The organism is Haliea sp. (assembly GCF_040221975.1).
Taxonomy (GTDB): Bacteria; Pseudomonadota; Gammaproteobacteria; order Pseudomonadales; family Halieaceae; genus Haliea.
On sequence record NZ_JAVJWR010000002.1, the window covers coordinates 98,548 to 120,117 of the forward strand.

Here is a 21,570-nt window from a genome sequence, read left to right on the forward strand (position 1 = left end):
CAGTCCCTGCGCGATCGCCCGCGGACAAGGTGAATGGCCGCGCAGCGGACAGAGAGGGTGGCCTGGGCCGCAAGGTGAATGGCCGCGCAGCGGCCAGAGAGGGTGGCCTGGGTCAGCGACCGCCCGCGGCCCGGGTCCTACCGGGTGCCCAGCACCACCATGGTCTTGCCGGAAACAGAGACCAGCCCCTCTTCCTCCAGGGTCTTCAGCACCCGGCCCGCCATCTCCCGGGAGCAGCCGACAATCTTGCCCAGCTCCTGACGGGTGATCTTGATTTGCATGCCGTCGGGGTGGGTCATGGCATCGGGTTGCTTGCAGAGATCCAGCAGGGTGTGGGCGACGCGTCCGGAGACATCGACAAAAGCCAGGTCCTTCAGTTTGCGGGTGGTCTGGCGCAGACGGATACCCATCTGCTTGGCGATGGCAAACAGGATGTCGGGGAACTGGCTGCGCAGCTGGTGAAAGCGCTCATAGGAGATCTCGGCGACCTCGCATTGTTCCCGCGCCACAACCATGGCGCTGCGCACCTCCCCGGTGGCGCCGAACAGGCCCATCTCGCCAAAAAAATCGCCCGGATTCAGATAGCTCACCACCATCAGGTGGTCGGGGTCATTTTCATCCTGCACCATCACCGACACCGAGCCCTCGAGGATCAGGTAGAGACAGTCGCTGTCCCCACCCTCCCTGAGAATGACATGCTTGGAGCGGTATACCTGGCGATTGCAATGACGGAGAAAGTTCTCCACATTCGGTATGTTTCTGGTTATCTGGGGCTTCAGCATTCAGCAGTCTTCCTTTCGCCCGCAAGCTGTGACGGTAGCCAATGGTACCGCACGCTCAGCTCAAGTAAAACGCATACCGCTATGCTAAGCTCGCGATCCTGGTCAGGCTGGAGAGCGCAAGGCAATGCAGGTAACGGTCAAGTGGGTAGACGGCGCCATGTTCCTGGGGGAATCCGGTAGCGGTCACAGCGTGGTTATGGACGGACCGCCCGATCATGGCGGCCGCAACCTGGGGCCACGGCCGATGGAAATGCTGCTGCTGGGCGTGGGCGGCTGTGCGTCCTTTGATGTGATGGCGATGCTGCAGAAATCCCGCCAGCAGGTGGTGGACTGCCGGGTGGAGATCGCCGCCGAGCGCGCAGACGCGGTGCCGGCGGTGTTCACCAGAATCCACCTGCATTTCGTGGTTACCGGCGTGAACCTGAAGGAAAAGCAGGTGCAGCGGGCGGTGGAGCTGTCGGCGGAGAAATACTGCTCGGCATCGATCATGCTGGGCGCTGCCGGGGTGGTGATGAGTCACAGCTTCGAGGTCGTTGAATTTCCTTAGCGATCGCGCGGAGACCTCGCTCCTACAGGTGGTGTGGGAGCCCGCTCTGCGGGCGATTGGGCGACCGCCCACGGACAAGGTGAATGGCCGCGCAGCGGCCAGAGAGGGTGGCCTGGGCCACAAGGTGAATGGCCGCGCAGCGGACAGAGAAGGTGGCCTGGGCCAGTGGGCTCCTACAGGTAGTAGCTGCTGCGGGTCATCAGTTTCGATACCGCGCCCATCAGCTCCTTGACCGGCGCCGGCAGGTCGGCACCGCCCGCGGCCAAGGCGTTCTCTCCATGCCGCTCCTCATCCGCCAGCATCTGCTGCAGAATCAGCTGCGACTTGCGGTCATCGATGGGTAACTGCTTGAGGTGATCTCTCAGGTGTCGGCACACCCGCTCTTCGGTGGCAGCCACGAAGCCCAGGCTCCACTTGTCACCGATCGCGCCGGCGCCGGCACCCAGCAGGAAGGAGAGGCCATACCAGGCCGGGTTCAGGTGACTGGGGCGGCTGTCCAGCTCACGCAGACGCTCGGCGCACCAGGCCAGGTGATCCTCTTCCTCGCGCGCGGCCTCGCGCATCTCCTCGCGCACATCGGGCAGCTTCGCGGTCAGTGCCTGGCCCTGGTACAGGGCCTGGGCGCAGACTTCCCCGGTGTGGTTGACCCGCATCAGGCCGGCGATATGGCGCCGCTCGCTGTCGCTGAAGCTGCTGTCGCGGTGGCCCTCCGCCGGGGACGGGCGGCTGGCGGGCTGGCCGCGATTGTGCAGCGTGCGCAACACAGTGTCGGCTTCCGCGAGCAGGCGGTCCAGCAGTGTCAGTTGGCGGGCTCTCATCGCGGTAGCATCCAGTGGCGGCACAGGCCCTAACTATAGCGCGCCAGCGCGCGCCAACCAATGTCCCGGCGCAGGGTCATCCCGTCCCAGCTGATCTGCCCGGCGGCCTCGTAGCAGCTGCGCTGGGCGCTGGCGATGTCAGCCCCCAATGCGGTCACACAGAGTACCCTGCCGCCACTGGTAACGACGGTGCTACCCTCCAGGGCGGTGCCGGCATGGAATACTTTCACGCCGTCCGACGACACATTGTCGAGGCCCTGGATCGGGAAACCCTTGCCGTAGTCACCGGGATAGCCGCCGGCGGCCAGTACCACGCCGATGGCGCAGCGCGAGTCCCAGTCGGCACTCACCTGCTCAAGCTGGCCGTCCAGGGCGGCGTTGCAGAGCGCCACCAGGTCCGACTGCAGGCGCAGCATGATGGGCTGGGTTTCCGGGTCACCGAAGCGGCAGTTGTACTCGATGACTTTTGGCTCGCCACTGGACGAGATCATCAGCCCCGCGTACAGGAACCCGGTGTAGGGGTTGCCCTCGGCCGCCATGCCACGGACCGTGGGCAGGATGATTTCATCCATGACCCGCTGATGGACCGCAGCGGTTACCACCGGGGCCGGTGAGTAGGCGCCCATGCCGCCAGTGTTGGGGCCGGTGTCGCCATCGCCGATGCGCTTGTGGTCCTGGCTGGTGGCCATGGGCAGCACATGCTCGCCGTCCACCATGACGATGAAGCTGGCCTCCTCGCCCTCGAGGAATTCCTCGATGACCACGCGGCAGCCGGCCTCGCCAAAGGCATTGCCGGCGAGCATGTCAGTCACGGCGGCTTCCGCCTGTGCCAGGGTTTCGGCGACAATCACGCCCTTGCCCGCCGCCAGGCCGTCGGCCTTGACCACAATCGGGGCGCCCTGCGCCCGCAGGTAGGCCAGCGCCGGCTCCAGCTCGGTAAAGTTGCCGTAGGCGCCGGTGGGAATGTGGTGCCGGGCGAGAAAGTCCTTGGTGAAGGCCTTGGAACCCTCCAGCTGGGCCGCTCCCGAGCGCGGACCGAAGCAGCGCAGTCCGCGCTCACTGAAGTAGTCCACCACGCCCGCCACCAGCGGCGCTTCCGGGCCGACAATGGTCAGGGCGATGCCCTGCTCCACGGCGAAGGCCGCCAGGGCAGGAAAATCCATGGTGTCCAGGGCCACGTTGCGGACGCCGGGTTCGGTAGCGGTGCCGGCGTTGCCCGGTGCCACATAGACCTGTTCCACATCTGCAGCCTGCGCCGCCTTCCATGCCAGGGCGTGTTCGCGGCCACCGCTGCCGATGATCAGTACCTTCATCTTTGCTCCCGGATTCAGTGGCGGAAATGGCGCATGCCGGTGAAGACCATGGCCATGCCGTGTTCGTCGGCCGCCGCAATCACTTCCTCGTCACGGATGGAGCCGCCGGGCTGGATCACCGCGGCGATGCCCGCCTGGCCGGCGCTGTCGATACCGTCGCGGAACGGGAAGAAGGCATCCGAGGCCATCACCGACCCTTTGACGGCCAGCCCCGCATGTTCAGCCTTGATTGCGGCGATGCGGGCGGAATTGATCCGGCTCATCTGGCCGGCACCCACGCCCACGGTCTGGCCGTTGCTGGCGTAGACAATGGCATTGGACTTGACGTACTTGGCCACTTTCCAGGCGAACAGCAGGTCGCGCATCTGCTGTTCACTGGGGTGCAGCTTGCTGACCACTTTCAGCTCGGCTTCCGTCACCATGCCGAGGTCGCGGTCCTGCACCAGCAGGCCGCCGTTGACCCGCTTGTAGTCCAGGGCCGGGCTGCTGACGCCCCATTCGCCACAGGCCAGCAGGCGCACGTTCTGCTTGGCCGCCACCGCTTGCTGTGCTTCGTTGCTGACGCTGGGGGCGATGATCACTTCCACGAACTGGCGCTCGACAATGGCCCGGGCAGTGGCCGCGTCCAGCTCGCGGTTGAAGGCGATGATGCCGCCGAACGCGGATTCTGGGTCGGTGGCGAATGCCAGGTTGTAGGCATCCAGCAAGTTGCCGGCGACCGCTACGCCGCAGGGGTTGGCATGCTTGACGATGACGCAGGCGGGCTCGGCGAAATTCTTCACGCACTCCAGCGCCGCATCGGTATCGGCGACATTGTTGTAGGAAAGCTCCTTGCCCTGCAGCTGGCGAGCCGTGGCGATGCCCGCCTCGGCCGGCCGGGCTTCGGTGTAGAAGGCCGCGTGCTGATGCGGGTTCTCGCCGTAGCGCATTTCCTGCACCTTGTGGAACTGGGTATTGAAAGTGCGGGGGAAGGCCTCGGAGCCCCCTGCCACCAGCCGGCCGAAATGATTGGCAATGGCACCGTCGTAGGCTGCGGTATGTTCGTAGGCCCTGATCGCCAGGTTGAAACGGGTATCCAGGGTTGTGGCGCCGCCGTGGGCGCGCATTTCCTCGATGATCTGCGGGTAGTCGTCGGCGTTGACCACGATATTCACCCAGCGGTGGTTCTTGGCCGCGGCCCGGACCATGGTAGGCCCGCCAATGTCGATATTCTCGACGGCATCTTCCAGCGTGCAGTCCGGCTTTGCCACCGTTGCCGCAAACGGGTACAGATTGACCACCACCATGTCGATGGGCGCTATTCCGTGCTCGGCCATGATCGCGTCATCCTGGCCGCGACGGGCGAGTATGCCACCGTGGACCTTGGGGTGCAGGGTTTTTACCCGGCCGTCCATCATCTCCGGAAAGCCGGTGTAGTCCGCTACCTCGGTCACTTCGAGGCCGCTGTCCTGCAGCAGGCGGTAGGTGCCGCCGGTGGACAGCAGTTCCACCCCCAGCTCGCGCAGGGCGGTGGCGAAATCCACCAGGCCGGTTTTATCGGAAACGCTGAGCAGCGCGCGCTTGACGGTTACGGGATGGGAATCAGTCATGGGTTTGGGGTTGCCTGTCAGCTTTTGTCGGAGAGAAGGTTGTATTGCTTGAGTTTTTTGCGCAGGGTGCCGCGGTTGAGTCCCAGCATCTGCGAGGCGCGGGTCTGGTTGTTGCGGGTGTGGCGCATGACTTCCCGCAGCAGGGGCGCTTCCACCTGGGAGAGGACCAGCTCGTAGAAGCCCGTAGTGTCCTGCCCGTCCAGTTCGTCAAGGTAATTGCGAACGGCGCGGGTGACCGCATCGTGCAGGTGGCTGCCGGGTACCGGACCGGGCGTGTCGCTGCCATCAATGGCGGTCACTGTGGCTGGATGTGGTTGCGGTATTACGGGCCGGGTCATGCGGCAATGTCCTTTGCGCTGTCGCGCCTGTCCAGTTGTTCGATCATCCGCAGTTGTGCGCAGGCATCGGTCAGGCTGTTGAAAGCCTGTCGGCGAGCTGCAAGCCCGGGGTGCTGTTGCAGGAACCAGCCTACATGCTTGCGGGCGATACGCGGGCCCATGAAGTCACCGTAAAAGGCGTGCAGGGCACTGACATGGGTCTGCAATATTGCCAGCTGCTGTTCAAGCGGCGGCTCTGGCGGCGTCACCCCGGTGGCCAGCCGGGTGGCAATCTGGCCGCAAAGCCAGGGCCGGCCCTGGGCGGCGCGGCCGATCATGACGCCGGCGGCGCCAGTGTGGCGCAGTACCGCCTCCGCCTTCTCCGCGGAGTCGATATCACCGTTGGCGAACACCGGGAAGTCCGTGGCGGCGACAATCGCGGCGATAGTGTCGTACTCGGCTTCGCCGCGGAAGGCGCAGGCCCGGGTGCGGCCGTGTACGGCCAGGGCGGCGATGCCGGCATCCTCGGCAATGTGGGCGATACTCGCACCATTGCGCGCCGCCGGGGTCGGGCCGGTGCGGATCTTCAGGGTAACGGGAACCGGCACTGCCGCTACCACCGCTTCGAGTATGGATTGCACCAGCGCTTCATCGGCCAGCAGGGCGGACCCCGCCGCCTTGCGGCAGACCTTCTTTGCCGGACAGCCCATGTTGATGTCGATGATCTGGGCACCCAGCGCAACATTGTAGCGCGCAGCGGCGGCCATCTGCGCGGGGTCGCTGCCGGCGATCTGTACCGAGCGGGGTTCAATCCCGGTGTCGTGGCGGGTGCGCAGCAGGGTCTTGGCGGTGTCGCGCAGGCGCGGGTTGGCGTTGACCATTTCCGACACTGCCAGCCCGGCTCCCAGCCTGGCGCAGAGCTGCCGGAAGGGCAGGTCGGTCACGCCCGCCATGGGCGCCAGAGCCACGGGGTTGGACAGTTTGTAGGGCCCGATCTGCAGCATTGCGAGTGCACACGGCGGTCGTTTCAAGAGGGCGCGTATGATACTCGACCGCTCCCCGGGGTTAAAGCGTGGTGGCTAAAAATTCACCAGTCGGTTCACGACACCACTGCTTCAGGACAGAGTGCCGCGCAGGCAGACCCAGTCTTCGCGCTCGCCGACCACGCGCAGCTCAATGCGGTCGCGGTAGTGCGCGGTCAGCTCTGCCGCCTGCGTGTTCAGCAACCCCGACAGCAGCAGTGTGCCGCCGGGCTTCAGCAGGCCCAGCAGGGTCCCGGAGAGCGCCATCAGCGGGCCGGCGAGGATGTTCGCCACCACCAGGTCCGCCTGCTTTCGCCAGGGCTCGATGGCCTCGGCCCCGGGCAGGGCAATGTCCAGGGCACTGACGGGGAGGTGGTTGCGGGCGCAGTTGTCGCGGCTGGCGGCCAGGGCCTGGGGATCATTGTCCACGCCCAGGGCCCTGGCAGCCCCCAGTTTCAGCGCGGCCACCGCCAGAATCCCGGAGCCGCAGCCGTAGTCCACGACCTTGCAGCCGGCCAGGGACATGCCGTCCAGCTCGGTCAGGCACAGGGCCGTAGTCGGATGGGTGCCGGTTCCGAAGGCGAGGCCGGGGTCCAGCAGCAGATTGACTGCCCCGGGTTCGGGTGGGTCCAGCCAGCTTGGGCACACCCAGAGCCGTTCCCCAAAACGCATGGGCTGGTAGTGGGAGATCCACTCCCGCTCCCAGTCCTTGTCCTCGAGAATTTCCACCCGCTGGTTGCAGGTGTCGAGCAACTCCCGGGGGAACTGCGCCAGTACGGCGTCCATGTCGGTGTCCGCGTTGAAGAGGCCGGTGAGGCGGGTCTGGTGCCACAGGGGAGTCTCGCCGACGCCCGGTTCCAGTAGCGGCTGGTCGGCGTTGTCCTCCATGGTAACGGCCACCGCGCCCGCAGCCAGCATCAGCGCCTCCAGCGGTTCTACCTGTTCCGGGCTGGTATCCAGCCGCAGTTGCAGCCAGCTCACGAGGTCATACCGTCAGGCCCAGTCTTCCAGCTTGCCTTCGAGATAGTGAATGCTCACTCCGCCGGCCTGGAAGGAGCGGTCGATCACCAGTTCCCGGTGCAGGGCGGTGTTGGTGCGAATACCCTCGATGACCAGTTCGTCCAGGGCCTGGCGCATCCGCGCCAGCGCGCGCTCGCGGGTCTCGCCATAGCTGATGACCTTGGCGATCAGGGAGTCGTAGAACGGTGGCACCGTGTAGCCGTCATAGAGGTGCGAGTCCACCCTGATCCCGGGGCCGCCCGGGGCGTGGAAGGTCGTGACCTTGCCCGGCGAGGGCATGAAGGTCTGGTGGTCTTCGGCGTTGATGCGGCACTCGAAGGCGTGTCCCCGGAACACAACGTCCTGCTGGCGGACGGAGAGCGGCATGCCGCTGGCGATGCATAGCTGCTCGCGGACGATGTCGATGCCGGTAATCATTTCGGTGACCGGGTGCTCGACCTGGACCCGGGTGTTCATCTCGATGAAGTAGAAACCGCCGTCCTCATACAGGAATTCGAACGTGCCGGCGCCGCGGTAGCCGATCTCGATGCAGGCGGCGACACAGGCCTCGGCGACCTGGGCCCGCAGATGTTCATCCACTCCCGGGGCCGGGGCCTCTTCCAGCACTTTCTGGTGTCGGCGCTGCAGGGAGCAGTCGCGATCACCCAGGTGGATGGCATTGCCCTGGCCGTCGGCGATGATCTGCACTTCCACGTGGCGCGGCTTCTGCAGGAATTTCTCCAGGTACACCACCCCGGAGCCAAAGGCCGCGGCGGCCTCGGCCTGGGTGAGCTGCACGGAGTTCAGCAGTGCGGCCTCGTTGTGGACCACCCGCATGCCGCGACCACCGCCACCGGCGGCTGCCTTGACGATCACCGGATAACCGATGCGGCGCGCCACTTCCAGGGTGAGTTCGGCGTCGTCGGTCAGGGGCCCGTCAGAGCCGGGGACCGTGGGCACGCCGGCCTTTTTCATCGCCTCGATGGCGGAGACCTTGTCCCCCATCAGGCGAATGGTGTCTGCGCGCGGGCCAATGAAGACGAAGCCGCTCCTTTCTACCTGTTCGGCAAAGTCAGCGTTCTCCGCGAGGAAGCCATAACCCGGGTGGATGGCGGTGGCATTGGTGATCTCGGCCGCGCTGATAATGGCGGGGATATTGAGGTAACTGGCGGTGGAGGCGGCGGGGCCGATACACACCGACTCGTCAGCGAGACGGACGTGCATCAGCTCCCGGTCGGCCTTGGAGTGGACGGCGACGGTCTTGATGCCCAGCTCCTTGCAGGCCCGGAGAATGCGCAGGGCGATCTCACCGCGATTGGCGATGAGTACCTTTTCCAGCTTGGCCATGGTGTGTTCCTTTGCTTGCGGCGCACGGGCGCCCGGGGCTGTGTCAAACGATGGAGAACAGGGGCTGCTCAAACTCGACTGGCTCGCCGTTGTCGACCAGGATGGCCTCAATGGTGCCGGCCTTGTCGGCCTCGATCTGGTTCATCATCTTCATGGCTTCAACAATGCAGAGCACATCGCCGACCTTGACGGTCTGGCCCACTTCAACAAATGCCGGCGAAGTCGGCGAGGGCGAGCGATAGAACGTCCCCACCATGGGTGAGGTTATGACCTTGCCACTGCTGGCCGGTTCTGCCGCCTGGGCGGGGGCCGCCGCTGCTGCGGGTGCGGGTGCAGGTGCGGGTGCAGCGGGGGCGGGTGCAGGCGCGTACGCCGCCATCAGGGGCTGGGCGCTGTTGCGGCTGATGCGCACCGATTCCTCGCCTTCCTTGATCTCGATCTCATCGATGTTGGACTCCTCCAGCAACTCGATCAGCTTCTTGACTTTGCGAATGTCCATAGTGGGCTCTCTCTGGTTTTCGGTTAAGGCTGTTCCAGGCCGCGGATTGCAGCCAGCAGTCCAAGTTCATAGCCCTGGGCGCCCAGGCCGCAGATCACGCCGCGGGCCAGGTCCGAGAAATAGGAATGCTGCCGGAAGGGCTCGCGGGCGTGGGTATTCGACAAGTGTATCTCGATGAACGGGATGGCGACCGCGGCCAGGGCGTCGCGCAGGGCAACACTGGTGTGGGTAAATGCGGCGGGGTTGATCAGGATGAAGTTTACGCCTTCGCGGCGGGCGTCATGGATGCGCTCCACCAGTTCGTATTCGGCGTTGCTTTGCATTGCCAGCAGGTGATGACCCCGCTCGGTAGCCAGGGTGGCAAGGTCGCGATTGATGTCCGCAAGCGTTACCCGCCCGTAGATATCCGGCTCGCGCTCACCGAGTAGATTCAGGTTGGGACCGTGCAGTACCAGGATGGTGGCCATGATTCCCCGCCGTTGCTCATTTCGACCTTATTGGGCGGATTCTCGCGCAAATGCCAGATGCTGTCTATGTCTAATGTTATTTTTGGGAAATAGCGTCTGTTAGCCGCCAGTTAGCCGATTTTATCCATTTTCCAGACGATGGCGACACGCAAGGGGCTGTTTCGCCGCGATTTCGGGATAATGTCGGAAAAGGCGGCTATTTTCAGGAAAAACATCAGTAATTGACAGCAACCGCGCCAGTTCTGGGCACAATTCTGTCCAGAACCTGCAGTACCGTCCCTTTGGTCAGGATCTGTGGCAGCAGCACAGGTTCCGCTGCGGGGTTGGCGGGGTACATGACATAAAGTGGTATGCCCGTGCGACCGTGCTGGCGCAGGAAATCGGCGATGTCGGCATCGTAGTTGGTCCAGTCGGCCACCAGATAGACCATGCCGCGCTCGGCAAAGGCCGCACGTATATCGGCGGTGTGCAGTACCGCACGCTCGTTGGCGATGCAGGTGATGCACCAGTCCGCGGTGACGTCGACGAATACCGGTTGCCCACCCTGGCGCAGCGCCGCAACCGTGGCCGCGGACCAGGGTTGCGCCCCGGCCACAGACCTGCTGCTGCCAGCCTCCATGGGCGACCGCCACAGGCCCAGCATGATCGCCAGCACCAGGCAGGACAGTGCCAGCCCCCGGCGCCACAGGGCGCCCTGCCACAGCCACAGGCCCAGCGCCAGCAGCAGGCCGCCGCTCAGCGCGGCGGCCATGGTATCAACGCCGGTCTGGCGCCCGGCCACCCACAGCAGCCAGATTGCGCTGCCGTAGAGGGGGAATGCGAGCAGCTGCTTCAGGGTTTCCATCCAGGGGCCGGGACGGGGCAGCCAGTTGCGAGCCCGGGCACTGTAGCCCAACAGCAACAGCGGTGCGGCCATGCCGGCACCGAGGGCAAAGAATACTGCCAGCGCCACCGCGGCTGGCTGGGTGATGGCGAAGCCCAGCGCGGTGCCCATGAAGGGTGCGGTACAGGGGCTGGCGACCACCACCGCCAGCACGCCGGTAAAGAAGCTGCCACTGTCACCCTGGCGGCCGGCGAGGCCGCTGCCGATGTTCATCATGCCTCCCCCCAGTTGCAGCATGCCGGACAGGGAAAGACCCATGATCAGGAACAGGTAGGCCAGGGCGATGACAAAGCCCGGCGACTGCAGCTGGAAGCCCCAGCCAAGCGCCTGCCCCGCCCGCTGCAGCAGGATCAGCACGGTGGCGACCGCCAGGAAGCTCAACACGACCCCCGCGGAGTACAGCCAGCTGTGGCGCAGTCGTTCATGGCTGGCGCTGCTGGCGAAGCCCAGCACTTTCAGGGACAGAATCGGAAAAACACAGGGCATCAGGTTGAGGATGGTGCCGCCAAGGAACGCCAGCAGCATCATGTAAGGCAGGCTTCCCAGTGCGGCACCGGCGGGTTCTTCGGCCGCCGCGGGTGTCTGCCTGGTTGGCAGGGCCACCGGACTGACGCTGCCGCTGTCGAAATCGATATCAAACATCTCGGTGCGGGGTGGATAGCAGAGACCTGCGTCGGCGCAGCCCTGGGATTTGACTGTCAGCCTGGCGTAGCGGGGCACATCGGTTGCCTGCAAACGGACATCGGCATCCCGGTAGTACACGCGCACGTCGCCAAAGAATTCATCGTGGCGCTCCAGTGCCTCGGGCAACTGGGCGGTCAGGGGAACAGGGGTGCCGGCGCTCTGCAGGGAGAACTCGAAAGCGTGCTGGTACAGGTAGTAGGTATCGGCGATCTGCCAGTACAGTCGCAGCCCACCGGACGGCTGGGCTTCTATGTCCAGCTTGTACGCTTGCTCCACCGGCAGAAAATCCGGCTGGCTGAAAGCAGCGATAGTGCCATTGGCGGGCAACTGGGCCAGGCTCAGGCTGCTGCAGAGCAAGAGCAGGCTGGCAAACAGAAAACGCATGGAGAGTCCTTTTGCTGTTGCGGCCAGGCCGCTGCGCGGTACATTGTAGCAGCGCCGCGGCAGCGGCCCAATTCGAGATGGGTCCGGTGCCGGTGCCGATGGTATACTGTGACGCCGGGAGCTACTGATAGTTTCCGCGGTGCGGGCAGTTTTATCGGGCACGATGGTGTGCAAGGAGAGTCTAACGTGGAAGTCCTGAAACCGGTGTCATGTGTTCTGGGCTGTGTACTGGCGCTGTCCCCTGCGTTGGCAGCGCAGGGGCAAGAAGCCGTACTCGAGGATGCCTGGGTGCGTGCGCTGCCGCCAACCCAGGCCAATACGGCAGCCTATGTGACTGTTCGCAATCCGGGGCCGGAGCCGCTGGTGATCACGGGCGGCGCTGCCGCGCTGGCGGGCCGGCTTGAGCTGCATGATACGGTGGAGGTCGACGGCATGCTGCGCATGCGGCAACAGGAGTCGGTCACAGTGCCCGCGGGCGAGGCCGTTGCCTTTGCCCCGGGTGGGCTGCATCTGATGCTGCTGGATCTGGAAAGAATGCCCGCCGCGGGCGAGGTGCTCAAGCTGTGCCTGGAGATCAATGGCGCGCCCGTGTGCACCGAAGCCGAAACCCGGCGCGGACAGGCCAGCCCGGACCGCGAACACCAGCATCACCATTAATCGACACCGTTGGCCTGTGGCCACGGAAGGAATGCGAATATGACAGGATTCAGGGGCACCCTCGCCCGCTGGCGCGATGATTACCTGCCGCAGAAGGGCTGGGCCTACGGGCTGCTGGTGATTGCCGGCTTGTATCTTCTGTTGGCGCTGCTGGTCGGCATGTACTGGAGTGTCACGCCGGCCCCCTTTGACGTCAGCGAAAAGGCCAGGACCTATGCGGCCGAGGACGGCGCCCGTATCGCTACCGGCTCGACCACCACGGCGGCCCTGATTGGCGCCATGGAAACCCTGCTGGAAAAGCGCGGTGGCTACCTGTCGAACGATGTGTTCCCGCCCGGCGTCTGGCTGGACAACGTCCCCAACTGGGAGTTCGGGGTGCTGATCCAGTCCCGTGACCTGGCCCGGGCCATGCGCGAAGTGTTCAGTCGCTCCCAGTCCCAGTCGCGGGAAGACCCGGATCTGGCCCTGGCCGAACCGAAGTTCAATTTCAATTCCGACAGCTGGATCCTGCCGGCGACCGAGAGCCAGTACGGCGAAGGCGTCAAACTCCTGCGCAGCTATCTGCAGCGGCTGGCGGATACCGATGAAAGCGATGCCCAGTTCTATGCGCGGGCAGATAACCTGCGCTACTGGTTGTCCACGGTCAGCTCGCGCCTGGGCAGCCTGTCCCAGCGTCTGAGTGCCAGTGTCGGCCAGCGCCGCCTGAATACGGACCTGGCTGGCGATGACAGTGCCAGCCAATCCACCCCGGCACCGGCCGAGCTCGAGGTGCGTACGCCCTGGGCGGAAATCGATGACGTGTTCTTCGAGGCGCGCGGCACCGCCTGGGCGCTTATTCACTTCCTCAAGGCAGTGGAAGTGGACTTTGCCGAGGTGCTGGCCAATAAAAACGCCCAGGTGAGCCTGCAGCAAATCATCCGTGAACTGGAGGCGACCCAGGATACCGTGTGGAGCCCTGTCATTCTCAACGGCAGCGGCCTGGGCCTGCTCGCCAACCACTCGCTGGTGATGGCGTCCTACATCAGCCGGGCGAACTCGGCGATGATTGACCTGCGCGATCTGCTGTCGCAGGGCTGAAGCAGCTACCTGCGGTCGTAGCGCAGGCGGGTGCCGGTATCCAGCGACAGCCGGATCTCGGTGGCGCTGATGGCCTCGGGGAAGTAGGTTCCCGAGAGCTTGGCGTCCAGCAGGCTGGCGCCCTCCAGATTGGTTTCGCGAAAATCGATCCCGCTAAGGTCTGCATTGCGGAAGTAGGAATTGCTGAAGTCCAGGCCGCGGGCATTCATGTTGCGCAGGTCCCGGCCGCGGTAATCGCCGCTTTTCAGTTCGCTGGTATCCAGTTTGTCACGCTGTTCGTTGAAGCCCTTGATGTCCTCGTTGCGCAGCAGCTTGTAGAGGGGGTCCTGTTTGATAAAAGGCTTGGTCATGATGATCTTCCGGAAAATATGGGGCACGATTAATGGTATGGTCGAGGTTCATAGCTTAAGCCACCCGGTCGACCGTGCCTAGCACGCCCGCGCAGAACCCGCCTTCACGGGTGCAGCGCGAGGGTTTCCTGCTCACCCGCCAGTGGCGGGATACCGCGTCGGGCATCGAACTGGAGCTGTGGTTTGCCAGCGCAAGCGGCCCCCTGCAGGTGCTAATCAGCGGCGAGCGCAGCGTGTTCTTTCTCGCCGCGGATGCGGCAGAGCAGCACCGGGGACTGCTGGCCCTGCAGGCCGGTGTCGAGGTGGCGCCCGTGGCCCTGCGCAATTTCCTTCTGCAACCGGTCGTGGCTGTGTACAGTCGCAGCTATCGCCAGTCCAGGCAGCTGGCGGACCAGCTCAGCGCGCGCGGCGCCGAGCCGCTGGAGGCGGATATCAACCCCGCGGATCGCTTCCTCATGGAGCGCTTCATTGCCGGTGGCGCCTGTGTCGCCGGCATTGCCGCCAGCAGCGGCAGTTTTACCCGGATGCGTGAGGTGGCGCTGCGCCCGGCGACCCTGCGCCCGGCCCTCAGGCAGGTCTCCTTCGATATCGAGACCGCGATGGAGGGGCTGCAGCTCTACTCCATTGCAGTTCACGCTACCGCCCCGGATGGTGAAGTCCGCAAGGTGTTCATGCTGGGCGAGGCTGTGGCCGGCGGAGGTGTGGCCGTCGGAGGTGCGGCCGGCGAGTACGTGGTGTCGTTGCCCTCGCAGCAGGCCCTGCTGCAGGCCTTTCTGGAGTTTGTCGCCGACTGCGACCCGGACGTGCTGGTGGGCTGGAACGTGGTCAATTTCGACACCTGGTACCTGCAGCGGCTGGCGGACAGCCTGGGCGTGCCCCTGTGTCTGGGTCGTGGCGGCGCCCCGGTGCAGTGGCGGGAACTGGACGATGACGGCGAGCGCCGAACGGCCCGGGTACCCGGGCGCCTGCTGCTGGACGGCATCGAATTGTTGCGGGCCGCGTTCTATCGCTTCGAGAGCTTTTCGCTGGAAGCGGTGGCGCGGGAACTGCTGGGCGAGGGCAAGCTGCTGCATGGCAATGACCGCGGCGAGGAAATCGGCCGTCTGTTCCGGGAGGACAAGGCGCGGCTGGCAGCCTACAACCTGCGTGACTGCGAACTGGTATCGAGGATCTTTGCCCAGACCCGCCTGCTGGAGTTTGCCCTGGCCCGCAGTGTCATCACCGGGCTCAACCCGGACCGCCTCGGTGGCTCGGTAGCCTCTTTCGACAACCTTTATCTACCGCGCCTGCACCGTGCGGGCTTCGTCGCGCCCAACGCCAGCAGCGATCACAGCGCGAGTCCCGGCGGCTTCGTGCTCGACTCCCAGCCAGGTCTGTATGACCACGTGCTGGTGCTGGACTTCAAGAGCCTGTATCCCAGCATTATCCGTACCTTCGCCGTCGATCCGCTGGGGCTGGCCCTGGCCCTGCACGGAGAGTTGGCAGAGGGCGACACGGTACCGGGCTTCGCGGGCGCCCGTTTCGCTCGCAGTGGCCATATTCTGCCAGCCCTGATTACATCCCTCTGGGAGCAACGGGACGCGGCCAAGGCGGCGGCGGATGCGCCGTTGTCGCAGGCGATCAAGATCATCATGAATTCCTTCTACGGCGTGCTCGGCAGCCCCGGTTGCCGCTTCTTCGACGCTCGTCTGGCCAGCAGCATCACCCGCCGCGGCCACGAAATCCTGTTGCGCACGCGCGAGCGTATCGAGGCCAGTGGCCACCGGGTCATCTATGGCGATACCGACTCCGTGTTTGTCTGGATCGCCGAGGCGCACAGCGACGCCGGGGCAGAGCAGGCGGGCCGGATGCTGCAGGCGGACCTGAACAGCTGGTGGCAGCAGCACCTGCAGCAGGAGTTCGGCCTGGCCAGCGCGCTGGAGCTGGAGTTCGAAACCCACTACCGGCGTTTCCTGATGCCTACCATCCGCGGCTCCGAAAAAGGCAGCAAGAAGCGTTACGCGGGTCTTGTTGGCAGCGGCGACGCGCAGCGTCTGGTGTTCAAGGGTCTGGAGAACGTGCGCAGCGACTGGACCCGGCTGGCGCGGGATTTCCAGGAGGAGCTGTACCGGCGGATATTTCTGGACCAGCCCTGGGACGACTATGTGCGCGAGACAACCGCCGGTTTGCTGGCGGGTCGCCACGACTCAGGCCTGGTGTACCGCAAGCGCCTGCGCCGCCGCCTGGATGACTACCGGCGCAATGTGCCGCCCCACGTGCAGGCTGCGCGCCGCTACCCGGAGCAGGGGTTGCCGCTGCCGCGCCGCGGCGACTGGGTGGAGTACGTGATGACCATCGCGGGACCGGAGCCGGCCGCCGCACCGCGCTCGCCGCTGGATCACGAACACTATGTCGAGCGGCAATTGGAGCCCGTGGCGGACGGTATCCTCGGGTTGCTGGGGACCTCCTTCAGCGCGGTAACCGGGCGCCAGATCGATCTGTTCTGAGCGAGCGCCATGTCACAGTGACATGGCAGGAGTGTCAGTCGCCGAAGAACTCCGCCCGCAGTGCCGGGTAGTCCGCCGCCGGCAGGCGCGGGCCGAAATTGGCGACCACGCGCCCGGCAGCGAGGCTGGCGAAGCGGCCGGCGGTGGCGTGGTCCTCACCGCGACCGAGGGCGTACAGGAAGGCGCCGGCAAACATGTCGCCGGCACCGTTGCTGTCCACCGCCTGCACCCGGTGGGGCGGAATATCCTCCCGCCGTTCGCCGTCCCAGGTGATCGCGCCCTCGGCACCACAGGTAATGACAAAGCTGCGGGCGACCGGTTTCAGCCGTTCGATGGCGACGTCCAGGCGGTCCGTACGACCCCAGCACAGGGCCTCGTCGCGGTTGCAGAACACCAGGTCCAGTTGCCTGCCAATGATCGCCTGCAAGCCCTCGCGAAAGTACTCGACCATGCCCGGGTCCGAGAAGCTGAGTGAGGTCTTTACCCCGGCGGCCTCCGCCAGCTCGCGGGCGCGGATCGCCGCGGCGCGGCCGGTATCCGAGGTGACCAGGTAGCCCTCTATGTAAAGATACTCGGATGCGGCCAGCGCGGCGGGATCCAGCTGCTCGACGGACAGGGTTTCGCTGACACCGAGAAACGTGTTCATGCTGCGTTCCGCGTCCGGGGAAATCAGTACCAGGCATTTGCCGGTGGTACCCGCCGGGCGGCCCCGGGCCATGCTGTGGTCGACGCCGGCGGCCTCCAGGTCGCGGACATAAATGGTGCCATCGTCGTCGTCCGCGACCTTGCAGCTCATGAAGGTGGGAGCGCCAAATTGTGCGGCGGCAATCATGGAGTTGCCGGCACTGCCGCCGCTGGCGTGGCTGGCTTTCACCAGGTGGCCCTGCAGCTGCTGGAGAAGCTCCGCCTGGCGGGCCTCGTCTACCAGGGTCATCAGGCCCTTGTCCACGCCCATGCCGACGAGTTCATCATCCTGTACCTGGATTTCGGTGTCGACGAGGGCGGCACCCATGCCGTAAATTGCGTATTTTTTCATTCTCGGTTCGTACTCCCGTGGTCAGCGCGCTATTATCCCTGCCCCCCGACCCATTGCAACCGGGTGTGCTGTAAACTGCGAGACCATGGCCAGAACCCGTCGACCTTTCCTGAAGCTGTTCCTTGCCCTCGCGGTCGCGGGGGTGCTGTTCATGGTGTATCTCGACGTCCGCATAACGGCGACTTTCACCGACAAGATGTGGGAGATACCGGCCAAGGTGTACGCCCGCCCGCTGGAGCTGTTTCCGGGTGCCACCCTGTCGGCGGATGACCTGGCCTGGGAGCTCGAGATCCTCGGTTACCGCAAGGTCAGCACCCCGCGCCGCCCCGGCGAAGTGGCGCGCGCCGGCAACCGCTTTGAACTCTATACCCGCGGCTTCGATTTTCCCGGCGAACGCGAACCGCCCCGGCGGGTGCGCCTGGCCGTGGCGGGCGAGCGCCTGCAGTCACTGACCGGCAATAGTGGCGCCATTGATCTGATGCGTCTGGACCCGGTGCAGATTGGCGGCATTTATCCCCAGCACGGTGAAGACCGGATCCTGGTGCGCCTCGAGGATGTGCCGGAAAGCCTGCTGGCGACCCTGCTCGCGGTGGAGGACCAGCGTTTCTACCAGCACTGGGGCTTCTCGCTCACCGGTATTCTGCGCGCGGCGATCAGCAATCTGCGCTCCGGTCAGGTAGTCGCCGGCGGCAGCACCATCACCCAGCAGTTGGTGAAGAACTACTATCTCACCCCCGAGCGCACCATTGTCCGCAAGGTGACCGAGCTGTTGATGGCGGTGCTGCTGGAGTTGCACTTCAGCAAGGAGCAGATTCTCGAGAGCTATATCAACGAGGTCTACCTCGGCCAGGAAGGGCCGCGCGCCATCCATGGTTTCGCGCTGGCCGCGCGCCACTACTTCGACCGGCCGCTGGAGCAGCTGGGGCTGCACCAGCAGGCGCTGCTGGTGGGCATGGTCAAGGGACCCTCCCTGTACAACCCCCTGCGGAATCCCGAGCGGGCCCGCGAGCGCCGCAATCTGGTTCTGGATGTGATGGTGGAACAGGCGCTGGTGTCTGCCGAGCAGGCGACCGTCGCCCGCAACATGCCGCTGGATCTCAATAACCGCCAGGGTATACGCGACACCTTTCCCGCCTTTCTCGACCTGGTCCGGCGCCAGCTGCGGCTGGAGTATCGCGACGAGGACCTGACCACCATGGGGCTCAGTATTTTCACCAGCTTCGATCCACTGATCCAGCGCCAGATCGAGCACAGCAGTACCGCCATTCTGAAGCAGCTTGATGCCTCCGGCGAGTTGCAGACAGCCTCTGTCGTTACCCGCTTCGACAGTGGCGAAGTGGCGGCGCTGGTGGGCGGTCGCCAGGTGCGCTACGCGGGTTTCAACCGGGCCCTGGATGCCCAGCGTCCTGCCGGCTCCCTGCTCAAGCCCGCGGTGTATCTGGCGGCCCTCGAACAGCCCCGGCGCTACACCCTGGCTACGCCGCTTGCAGACACGCCACTGCAGGTCCCGGGTCCTCGCGGTGAAGTCTGGGAGCCGCGCAACTTCGACCGCCAGGCCCACGGCGAAGTGCTGCTGCACCGGGCCCTGTCCAATTCCTACAACCTCGCCACCGCCCGGCTGGGACTGGATATCGGCATCGACAGCGTGGTGGACATGCTGCGCCGTCTCGGTATCGAAGGTCCCATCCCGGAGGTGCCGGCACTGACCCTCGGCGCCGGCGCGTACTCGCCCATGGACATGGCGGCCATGTACCAGAGCATCGCCGCCGGCGGCTTCCGCATGCCCCTGCGCAGCATCCGCGATATCGTCGACGCCGATGGCAAGCCCCTGCGCCGCTACCCACTGGAATATGACCGTACGGTCAGTCTGCAGGCGATGCACCTGCTGCACTATGCCCTGCGCGAAGTGCTGCGCGAGGGTACCGGACGCGGCGCCTATGCCTATCTGGACAACAACTTCCAGGCCGCCGGCAAGACCGGCACCACCAACGATGGTCGCGATTCCTGGTTTGCCGGCTTTTCCGGCGACCTGCTGGCGGTAACCTGGATTGGTCGCGACGACAACGGCGGTACCGGCCTCACCGGCAGTAGCGGGGCGCTCAAGGTCTGGGCCCACTTCATGGCCAACGCCAGCCAGCGTTCGCTGGCCTACCGGATGCCGGAGGACATGCAGCCGCACTGGATCGACAGCGGTACCGGTTACCTCACCGGCGAGGGTTGCCCCGGCGCCCGGCTGATGCCCTTCGTGACCGGTTCCGAACCGCGCCAGCGCAGCAATTGCACCGGCAGGGAGAAGTCGGGCACTATCCGGGACTGGTTCCAGTCCCTGTTCAGGGGTGATAACTGATGCAAATGACGCTCATGTTCAAGCGCAGCCTGCTGCTGGGCCTAGCCCTGGGGCTGGCGGGGTGCTCGGTCTACACCATGCCCGGCGGTGAGCGTGCGCCGGTCGAAACCCGGCCGGTTCCGGGAGAAGTCATTCCCGACCCGCGAGAACCGGCGCCGCCTCCGTCCGCGCCGCTGCCACCGGCGACCGATCCCGGGGTCACGTCTGCCGCCGCCGGTCTGCTGGACAAGGCGCAGGCTGCATCCGCGCAGGGCGACTATGAACAGGCGCTGGCGCTGCTGGAGCGGGCCCAGCGCATTGATCCCAACAGTGCCCAGGTCTACCTGCGGCTGGCGCGTGTCTATGCCGCCCAGGGCCAGACCGAGAAAGCACGTGATACGGCGTCTCGCGGCACCCTGTATTGCCGCGATGAGCGCGAGTGCGCGTCCCTGCGCGCACTCGCGCGTTAGCGCAGAGCCGCGCTAGCGGTTTTCACAGACCACCCGAAAGCCGTCGCTGTCGGGTTCGAAGCGCAGCTGCTGGTTGATACAGGCGGGATTGTCGCCGGCGGAGTGGCTGACAAAAATGACCTGGGTGTCGCTGTTGGCGGCAATGTGGTCTACCGCCTGCAGCAGCAGTTTGCGGTGAGCGCCGTCCAGGCCCAGGGTGGGCTCGTCCAGAAGCAGAATGAGCGGCGACTTCACCATCGCCCGGGCCAGCAGCACCATGCGCTGCAGGCCGAATGACAGAGTGTCGAAATTGTCCCGGGCGCAGGCCCCGAGACCCAGCGCCGCCAGCCACTGCTCGGCGCTGCGGCGCTGGACATCACCCCAGTCGTCGAACAGGCCGACACTGTCAAAGAAACCCGATACCACCACTTCCACCACTTTCATGTTGCGGGCGAAATTCAGCTGCAGTTGGGTATCCAGCTGGCCATATTTCTGCTTGATCTCCCAGATGCTCTCGCCACTGCCGCGTTTGCGCCCGAACAGGGTAATATCCTGGCCGTAGGCCTTGTGGTTGTCGCCGGTAATCAGGCTCAGCAGGGTGGTCTTGCCGCAGCCATTGGGCCCGGACACGCAGCAGTGCTGGCCCCGATCCAGGCACCAGTCCAGGTCGCGCAGGACCTGCAGATCGCCGTAGGTCACACTGACATTGCGCAGGTCCAGTAGCGGCCCCTCGGGAATGTTGTAGTTGCGGGGCGCCGGGGCCGGCAGGGCACCCAGCGTTGGCAGGGGTGGCTGCATCAGGGCCTGCACATCGCTGCGCGCGAGTACTGTCTCGCGCTCCCCCCTGCACAACACCCGGCCCTCGTCGAGTACCAGCAGGTGGCTGACGCCAGCGGGAATGTCCTCCAGTTGCCGGCACAACAACAGCAGGCTGCGTTCGCCCGCCAGCAATTCGTCGATGGCCTCCTGCATGGCCTGCTGGCTGGCGCGGTCCAGGCCGTCCAGCGGACTGTCGAGGATCAACAGTGCCGGCTGGCTGAGCAGCGCCCGCACCAGCAGGGTCTTGCGCATTTCACCGGTGGAGATAAAGCGCAGGCCCCGGTCCAGAATGTGGCCCAGTCGCAGCCTGTTGACCCAGTCGTCAAAGCGCTGATCCGGCTCGCGTCCGCCGAGAATGGCGTCGCGGACCCGGGTGCCGGGGTCCGATGCGTCTGCCCGGTACTCGGAGTCATCGAGCTTGCGATCACGGGCACAGAGGGCCTGGGCCTGCTCAAAGCAGACATAGGCGATGCCCTCCTGCTCCAGGGCAGAAGAGCTGTGGTAGTCCCCGGAAAAGTGGCTGGCCTGGTGGCTGAGCACCCGCGCCAGGCTGGTCTTGCCGGCACCGTTGGGCCCGACGCAGGCCCAGTGCTGGCCAGCTCGCAGTTCCCAGTCCAGCTGCCGCAGCGCGGGTTTGGAGCGGTACACGAGGTTGACAGCCTGCAGGCTGAGCATGGTCTGGTCGTTGGTCATGGTTAAATCCTATAATCGACGCCCAC

Annotated in this window: 20 protein-coding genes; 6 read left to right on the forward strand and 14 right to left on the reverse strand. The window is 65.2% G+C overall.

What is annotated here, in order from left to right:
- Positions 1–137: 137 nt before the first annotated feature.
- Positions 138–782 (reverse strand): cAMP-activated global transcriptional regulator CRP, encoded by a 645-nt coding sequence (gene crp, locus RLO07_RS00665; protein WP_462290197.1) that lies wholly within the window; start codon positions 780–782, stop codon positions 138–140.
- Positions 783–906: 124 nt separating this feature from the next.
- Here crp and RLO07_RS00670 point away from each other — a divergent pair, with 124 nt between their 5' ends.
- Positions 907–1,329: an OsmC family protein gene (locus RLO07_RS00670; protein WP_462290198.1), complete on the forward strand. Its 423-nt coding sequence runs from the start codon at positions 907–909 to the stop codon at positions 1,327–1,329.
- A 173-nt stretch (positions 1,330–1,502) separates the two neighbouring features.
- On the opposite strand, the gene coq7 is transcribed toward RLO07_RS00670, so the two are convergent.
- The 10 genes from coq7 to RLO07_RS00720 all read right to left on the reverse strand — a co-directional run bounded on the left by coq7 (position 1,503) and on the right by RLO07_RS00720 (position 11,651).
- The gene (coq7, locus tag RLO07_RS00675) at positions 1,503–2,147 is read right to left on the reverse strand and encodes a 2-polyprenyl-3-methyl-6-methoxy-1,4-benzoquinone monooxygenase (RefSeq protein WP_462290199.1); all 645 of its coding nucleotides are present in this window, start codon (positions 2,145–2,147) and stop codon (positions 1,503–1,505) included.
- 29 nt (positions 2,148–2,176) lie between these two features.
- The gene (gene purD / locus RLO07_RS00680; RefSeq protein ID WP_462290200.1) at positions 2,177–3,460 is read right to left on the reverse strand and encodes a phosphoribosylamine--glycine ligase; all 1,284 of its coding nucleotides are present in this window, start codon (positions 3,458–3,460) and stop codon (positions 2,177–2,179) included.
- A gap of 14 nt (positions 3,461–3,474) precedes the next feature.
- Positions 3,475–5,049 carry a bifunctional phosphoribosylaminoimidazolecarboxamide formyltransferase/IMP cyclohydrolase gene (gene purH / locus RLO07_RS00685; RefSeq protein ID WP_462290201.1) on the reverse strand — a complete coding sequence of 525 codons (1,575 nt, stop codon included), beginning with the start codon at positions 5,047–5,049 and terminating at the stop codon, positions 3,475–3,477.
- Positions 5,050–5,066: 17 nt separating this feature from the next.
- Positions 5,067–5,387: a DNA-binding transcriptional regulator Fis gene (gene fis, locus RLO07_RS00690; protein ID WP_462290202.1), complete on the reverse strand. Its 321-nt coding sequence runs from the start codon at positions 5,385–5,387 to the stop codon at positions 5,067–5,069.
- On the reverse strand, positions 5,384–6,370 hold the full coding sequence (dusB, locus tag RLO07_RS00695; protein WP_462290203.1) for a tRNA dihydrouridine synthase DusB: 987 nt from the start codon (positions 6,368–6,370) through the stop codon (positions 5,384–5,386). The genes fis and dusB overlap by 4 nt, the downstream gene beginning before the upstream one ends.
- Positions 6,371–6,481: 111 nt before the next feature.
- Entirely contained in the window at positions 6,482–7,369 is an 888-nt protein-coding gene (gene prmA, locus RLO07_RS00700) for a 50S ribosomal protein L11 methyltransferase (RefSeq protein WP_462290204.1), read from the reverse strand.
- 12 nt (positions 7,370–7,381) lie between these two features.
- On the reverse strand, positions 7,382–8,734 hold the full coding sequence (gene accC / locus RLO07_RS00705; protein WP_462290205.1) for an acetyl-CoA carboxylase biotin carboxylase subunit: 1,353 nt from the start codon (positions 8,732–8,734) through the stop codon (positions 7,382–7,384).
- Positions 8,735–8,777: 43 nt separating this feature from the next.
- Positions 8,778–9,233: an acetyl-CoA carboxylase biotin carboxyl carrier protein gene (gene accB, locus RLO07_RS00710; protein WP_462290206.1), complete on the reverse strand. Its 456-nt coding sequence runs from the start codon at positions 9,231–9,233 to the stop codon at positions 8,778–8,780.
- Between the two features lie 23 nt (positions 9,234–9,256).
- Positions 9,257–9,700, reverse strand: a complete 444-nt coding sequence (aroQ, locus tag RLO07_RS00715; protein ID WP_462290207.1) for a type II 3-dehydroquinate dehydratase — start codon at positions 9,698–9,700, stop codon at positions 9,257–9,259.
- Between the two features lie 214 nt (positions 9,701–9,914).
- Positions 9,915–11,651, reverse strand: a complete 1,737-nt coding sequence (locus tag RLO07_RS00720) for a protein-disulfide reductase DsbD family protein (RefSeq protein ID WP_462290208.1) — start codon at positions 11,649–11,651, stop codon at positions 9,915–9,917.
- 186 nt (positions 11,652–11,837) lie between these two features.
- On the opposite strand from RLO07_RS00720, the gene RLO07_RS00725 reads away from it, so the two are divergent.
- Together RLO07_RS00725 and RLO07_RS00730 are read left to right on the forward strand one after the other, a co-directional pair.
- Positions 11,838–12,308, forward strand: coding sequence for a copper chaperone PCu(A)C (locus RLO07_RS00725; RefSeq protein WP_462290209.1), 471 nt, complete (start codon positions 11,838–11,840; stop codon positions 12,306–12,308).
- 39 nt (positions 12,309–12,347) lie between these two features.
- The gene (locus RLO07_RS00730) at positions 12,348–13,385 is read left to right on the forward strand and encodes a DUF2333 family protein (protein WP_462290210.1); all 1,038 of its coding nucleotides are present in this window, start codon (positions 12,348–12,350) and stop codon (positions 13,383–13,385) included.
- Between the two features lie 5 nt (positions 13,386–13,390).
- Here RLO07_RS00730 and RLO07_RS00735 read toward each other — a convergent pair whose 3' ends face one another.
- A complete protein-coding gene (locus RLO07_RS00735; RefSeq protein WP_462290211.1) occupies positions 13,391–13,735 on the reverse strand; it encodes a pentapeptide repeat-containing protein in 345 nt (114 codons plus the stop codon).
- 74 nt (positions 13,736–13,809) lie between these two features.
- Between RLO07_RS00735 and RLO07_RS00740 the strand changes: the two genes are divergently transcribed.
- Entirely contained in the window at positions 13,810–16,221 is a 2,412-nt protein-coding gene (locus RLO07_RS00740) for a DNA polymerase II (protein ID WP_462290212.1), read from the forward strand.
- A gap of 34 nt (positions 16,222–16,255) precedes the next feature.
- Here the strand turns inward: RLO07_RS00740 and RLO07_RS00745 are convergent, their stop codons facing one another.
- A complete protein-coding gene (locus RLO07_RS00745; RefSeq protein WP_462290213.1) occupies positions 16,256–17,257 on the reverse strand; it encodes an adenosine kinase in 1,002 nt (333 codons plus the stop codon).
- Positions 17,258–17,342: 85 nt separating this feature from the next.
- On the opposite strand from RLO07_RS00745, the gene mrcB reads away from it, so the two are divergent.
- Together mrcB and RLO07_RS00755 are read left to right on the forward strand one after the other, a co-directional pair.
- Complete coding sequence (mrcB, locus tag RLO07_RS00750; RefSeq protein ID WP_462290214.1) at positions 17,343–19,604, forward strand: penicillin-binding protein 1B; 2,262 nt, start codon at positions 17,343–17,345, stop codon at positions 19,602–19,604.
- Positions 19,604–20,053, forward strand: coding sequence for a tetratricopeptide repeat protein (locus RLO07_RS00755; RefSeq protein WP_462290215.1), 450 nt, complete (start codon positions 19,604–19,606; stop codon positions 20,051–20,053). The genes mrcB and RLO07_RS00755 overlap by 1 nt, the downstream gene beginning before the upstream one ends.
- Before the next feature lie 12 nt (positions 20,054–20,065).
- Here RLO07_RS00755 and RLO07_RS00760 read toward each other — a convergent pair whose 3' ends face one another.
- Entirely contained in the window at positions 20,066–21,544 is a 1,479-nt protein-coding gene (locus RLO07_RS00760) for an ATP-binding cassette domain-containing protein (protein WP_462290216.1), read from the reverse strand.
- Positions 21,545–21,570 lie beyond the last annotated feature (26 nt).

What these genes read in the sequence shown, in the direction of transcription:
- crp (WP_462290197.1), bottom strand. Translation starts at nt 782, where the DNA reads ATGCTGAAGCCCCAGATAACCAGAAACATACCGAATGTGGAGAACTTT.
- RLO07_RS00670 (WP_462290198.1), top strand. Translation starts at nt 907, where the DNA reads ATGCAGGTAACGGTCAAGTGGGTAGACGGCGCCATGTTCCTGGGGGAA.
- coq7 (WP_462290199.1), bottom strand. Translation starts at nt 2,147, where the DNA reads ATGAGAGCCCGCCAACTGACACTGCTGGACCGCCTGCTCGCGGAAGCC.
- purD (WP_462290200.1), bottom strand. Translation starts at nt 3,460, where the DNA reads ATGAAGGTACTGATCATCGGCAGCGGTGGCCGCGAACACGCCCTGGCA.
- purH (WP_462290201.1), bottom strand. Translation starts at nt 5,049, where the DNA reads ATGACTGATTCCCATCCCGTAACCGTCAAGCGCGCGCTGCTCAGCGTT.
- fis (WP_462290202.1), bottom strand. Translation starts at nt 5,387, where the DNA reads ATGACCCGGCCCGTAATACCGCAACCACATCCAGCCACAGTGACCGCC.
- dusB (WP_462290203.1), bottom strand. Translation starts at nt 6,370, where the DNA reads ATGCTGCAGATCGGGCCCTACAAACTGTCCAACCCCGTGGCTCTGGCG.
- accC (WP_462290205.1), bottom strand. Translation starts at nt 8,734, where the DNA reads ATGGCCAAGCTGGAAAAGGTACTCATCGCCAATCGCGGTGAGATCGCC.
- accB (WP_462290206.1), bottom strand. Translation starts at nt 9,233, where the DNA reads ATGGACATTCGCAAAGTCAAGAAGCTGATCGAGTTGCTGGAGGAGTCC.
- aroQ (WP_462290207.1), bottom strand. Translation starts at nt 9,700, where the DNA reads ATGGCCACCATCCTGGTACTGCACGGTCCCAACCTGAATCTACTCGGT.
- RLO07_RS00720 (WP_462290208.1), bottom strand. Translation starts at nt 11,651, where the DNA reads ATGCGTTTTCTGTTTGCCAGCCTGCTCTTGCTCTGCAGCAGCCTGAGC.
- RLO07_RS00730 (WP_462290210.1), top strand. Translation starts at nt 12,348, where the DNA reads ATGACAGGATTCAGGGGCACCCTCGCCCGCTGGCGCGATGATTACCTG.
- RLO07_RS00735 (WP_462290211.1), bottom strand. Translation starts at nt 13,735, where the DNA reads ATGACCAAGCCTTTTATCAAACAGGACCCCCTCTACAAGCTGCTGCGC.
- RLO07_RS00745 (WP_462290213.1), bottom strand. Translation starts at nt 17,257, where the DNA reads ATGAAAAAATACGCAATTTACGGCATGGGTGCCGCCCTCGTCGACACC.
- mrcB (WP_462290214.1), top strand. Translation starts at nt 17,343, where the DNA reads ATGGCCAGAACCCGTCGACCTTTCCTGAAGCTGTTCCTTGCCCTCGCG.
- RLO07_RS00755 (WP_462290215.1), top strand. Translation starts at nt 19,604, where the DNA reads ATGCAAATGACGCTCATGTTCAAGCGCAGCCTGCTGCTGGGCCTAGCC.
- RLO07_RS00760 (WP_462290216.1), bottom strand. Translation starts at nt 21,544, where the DNA reads ATGACCAACGACCAGACCATGCTCAGCCTGCAGGCTGTCAACCTCGTG.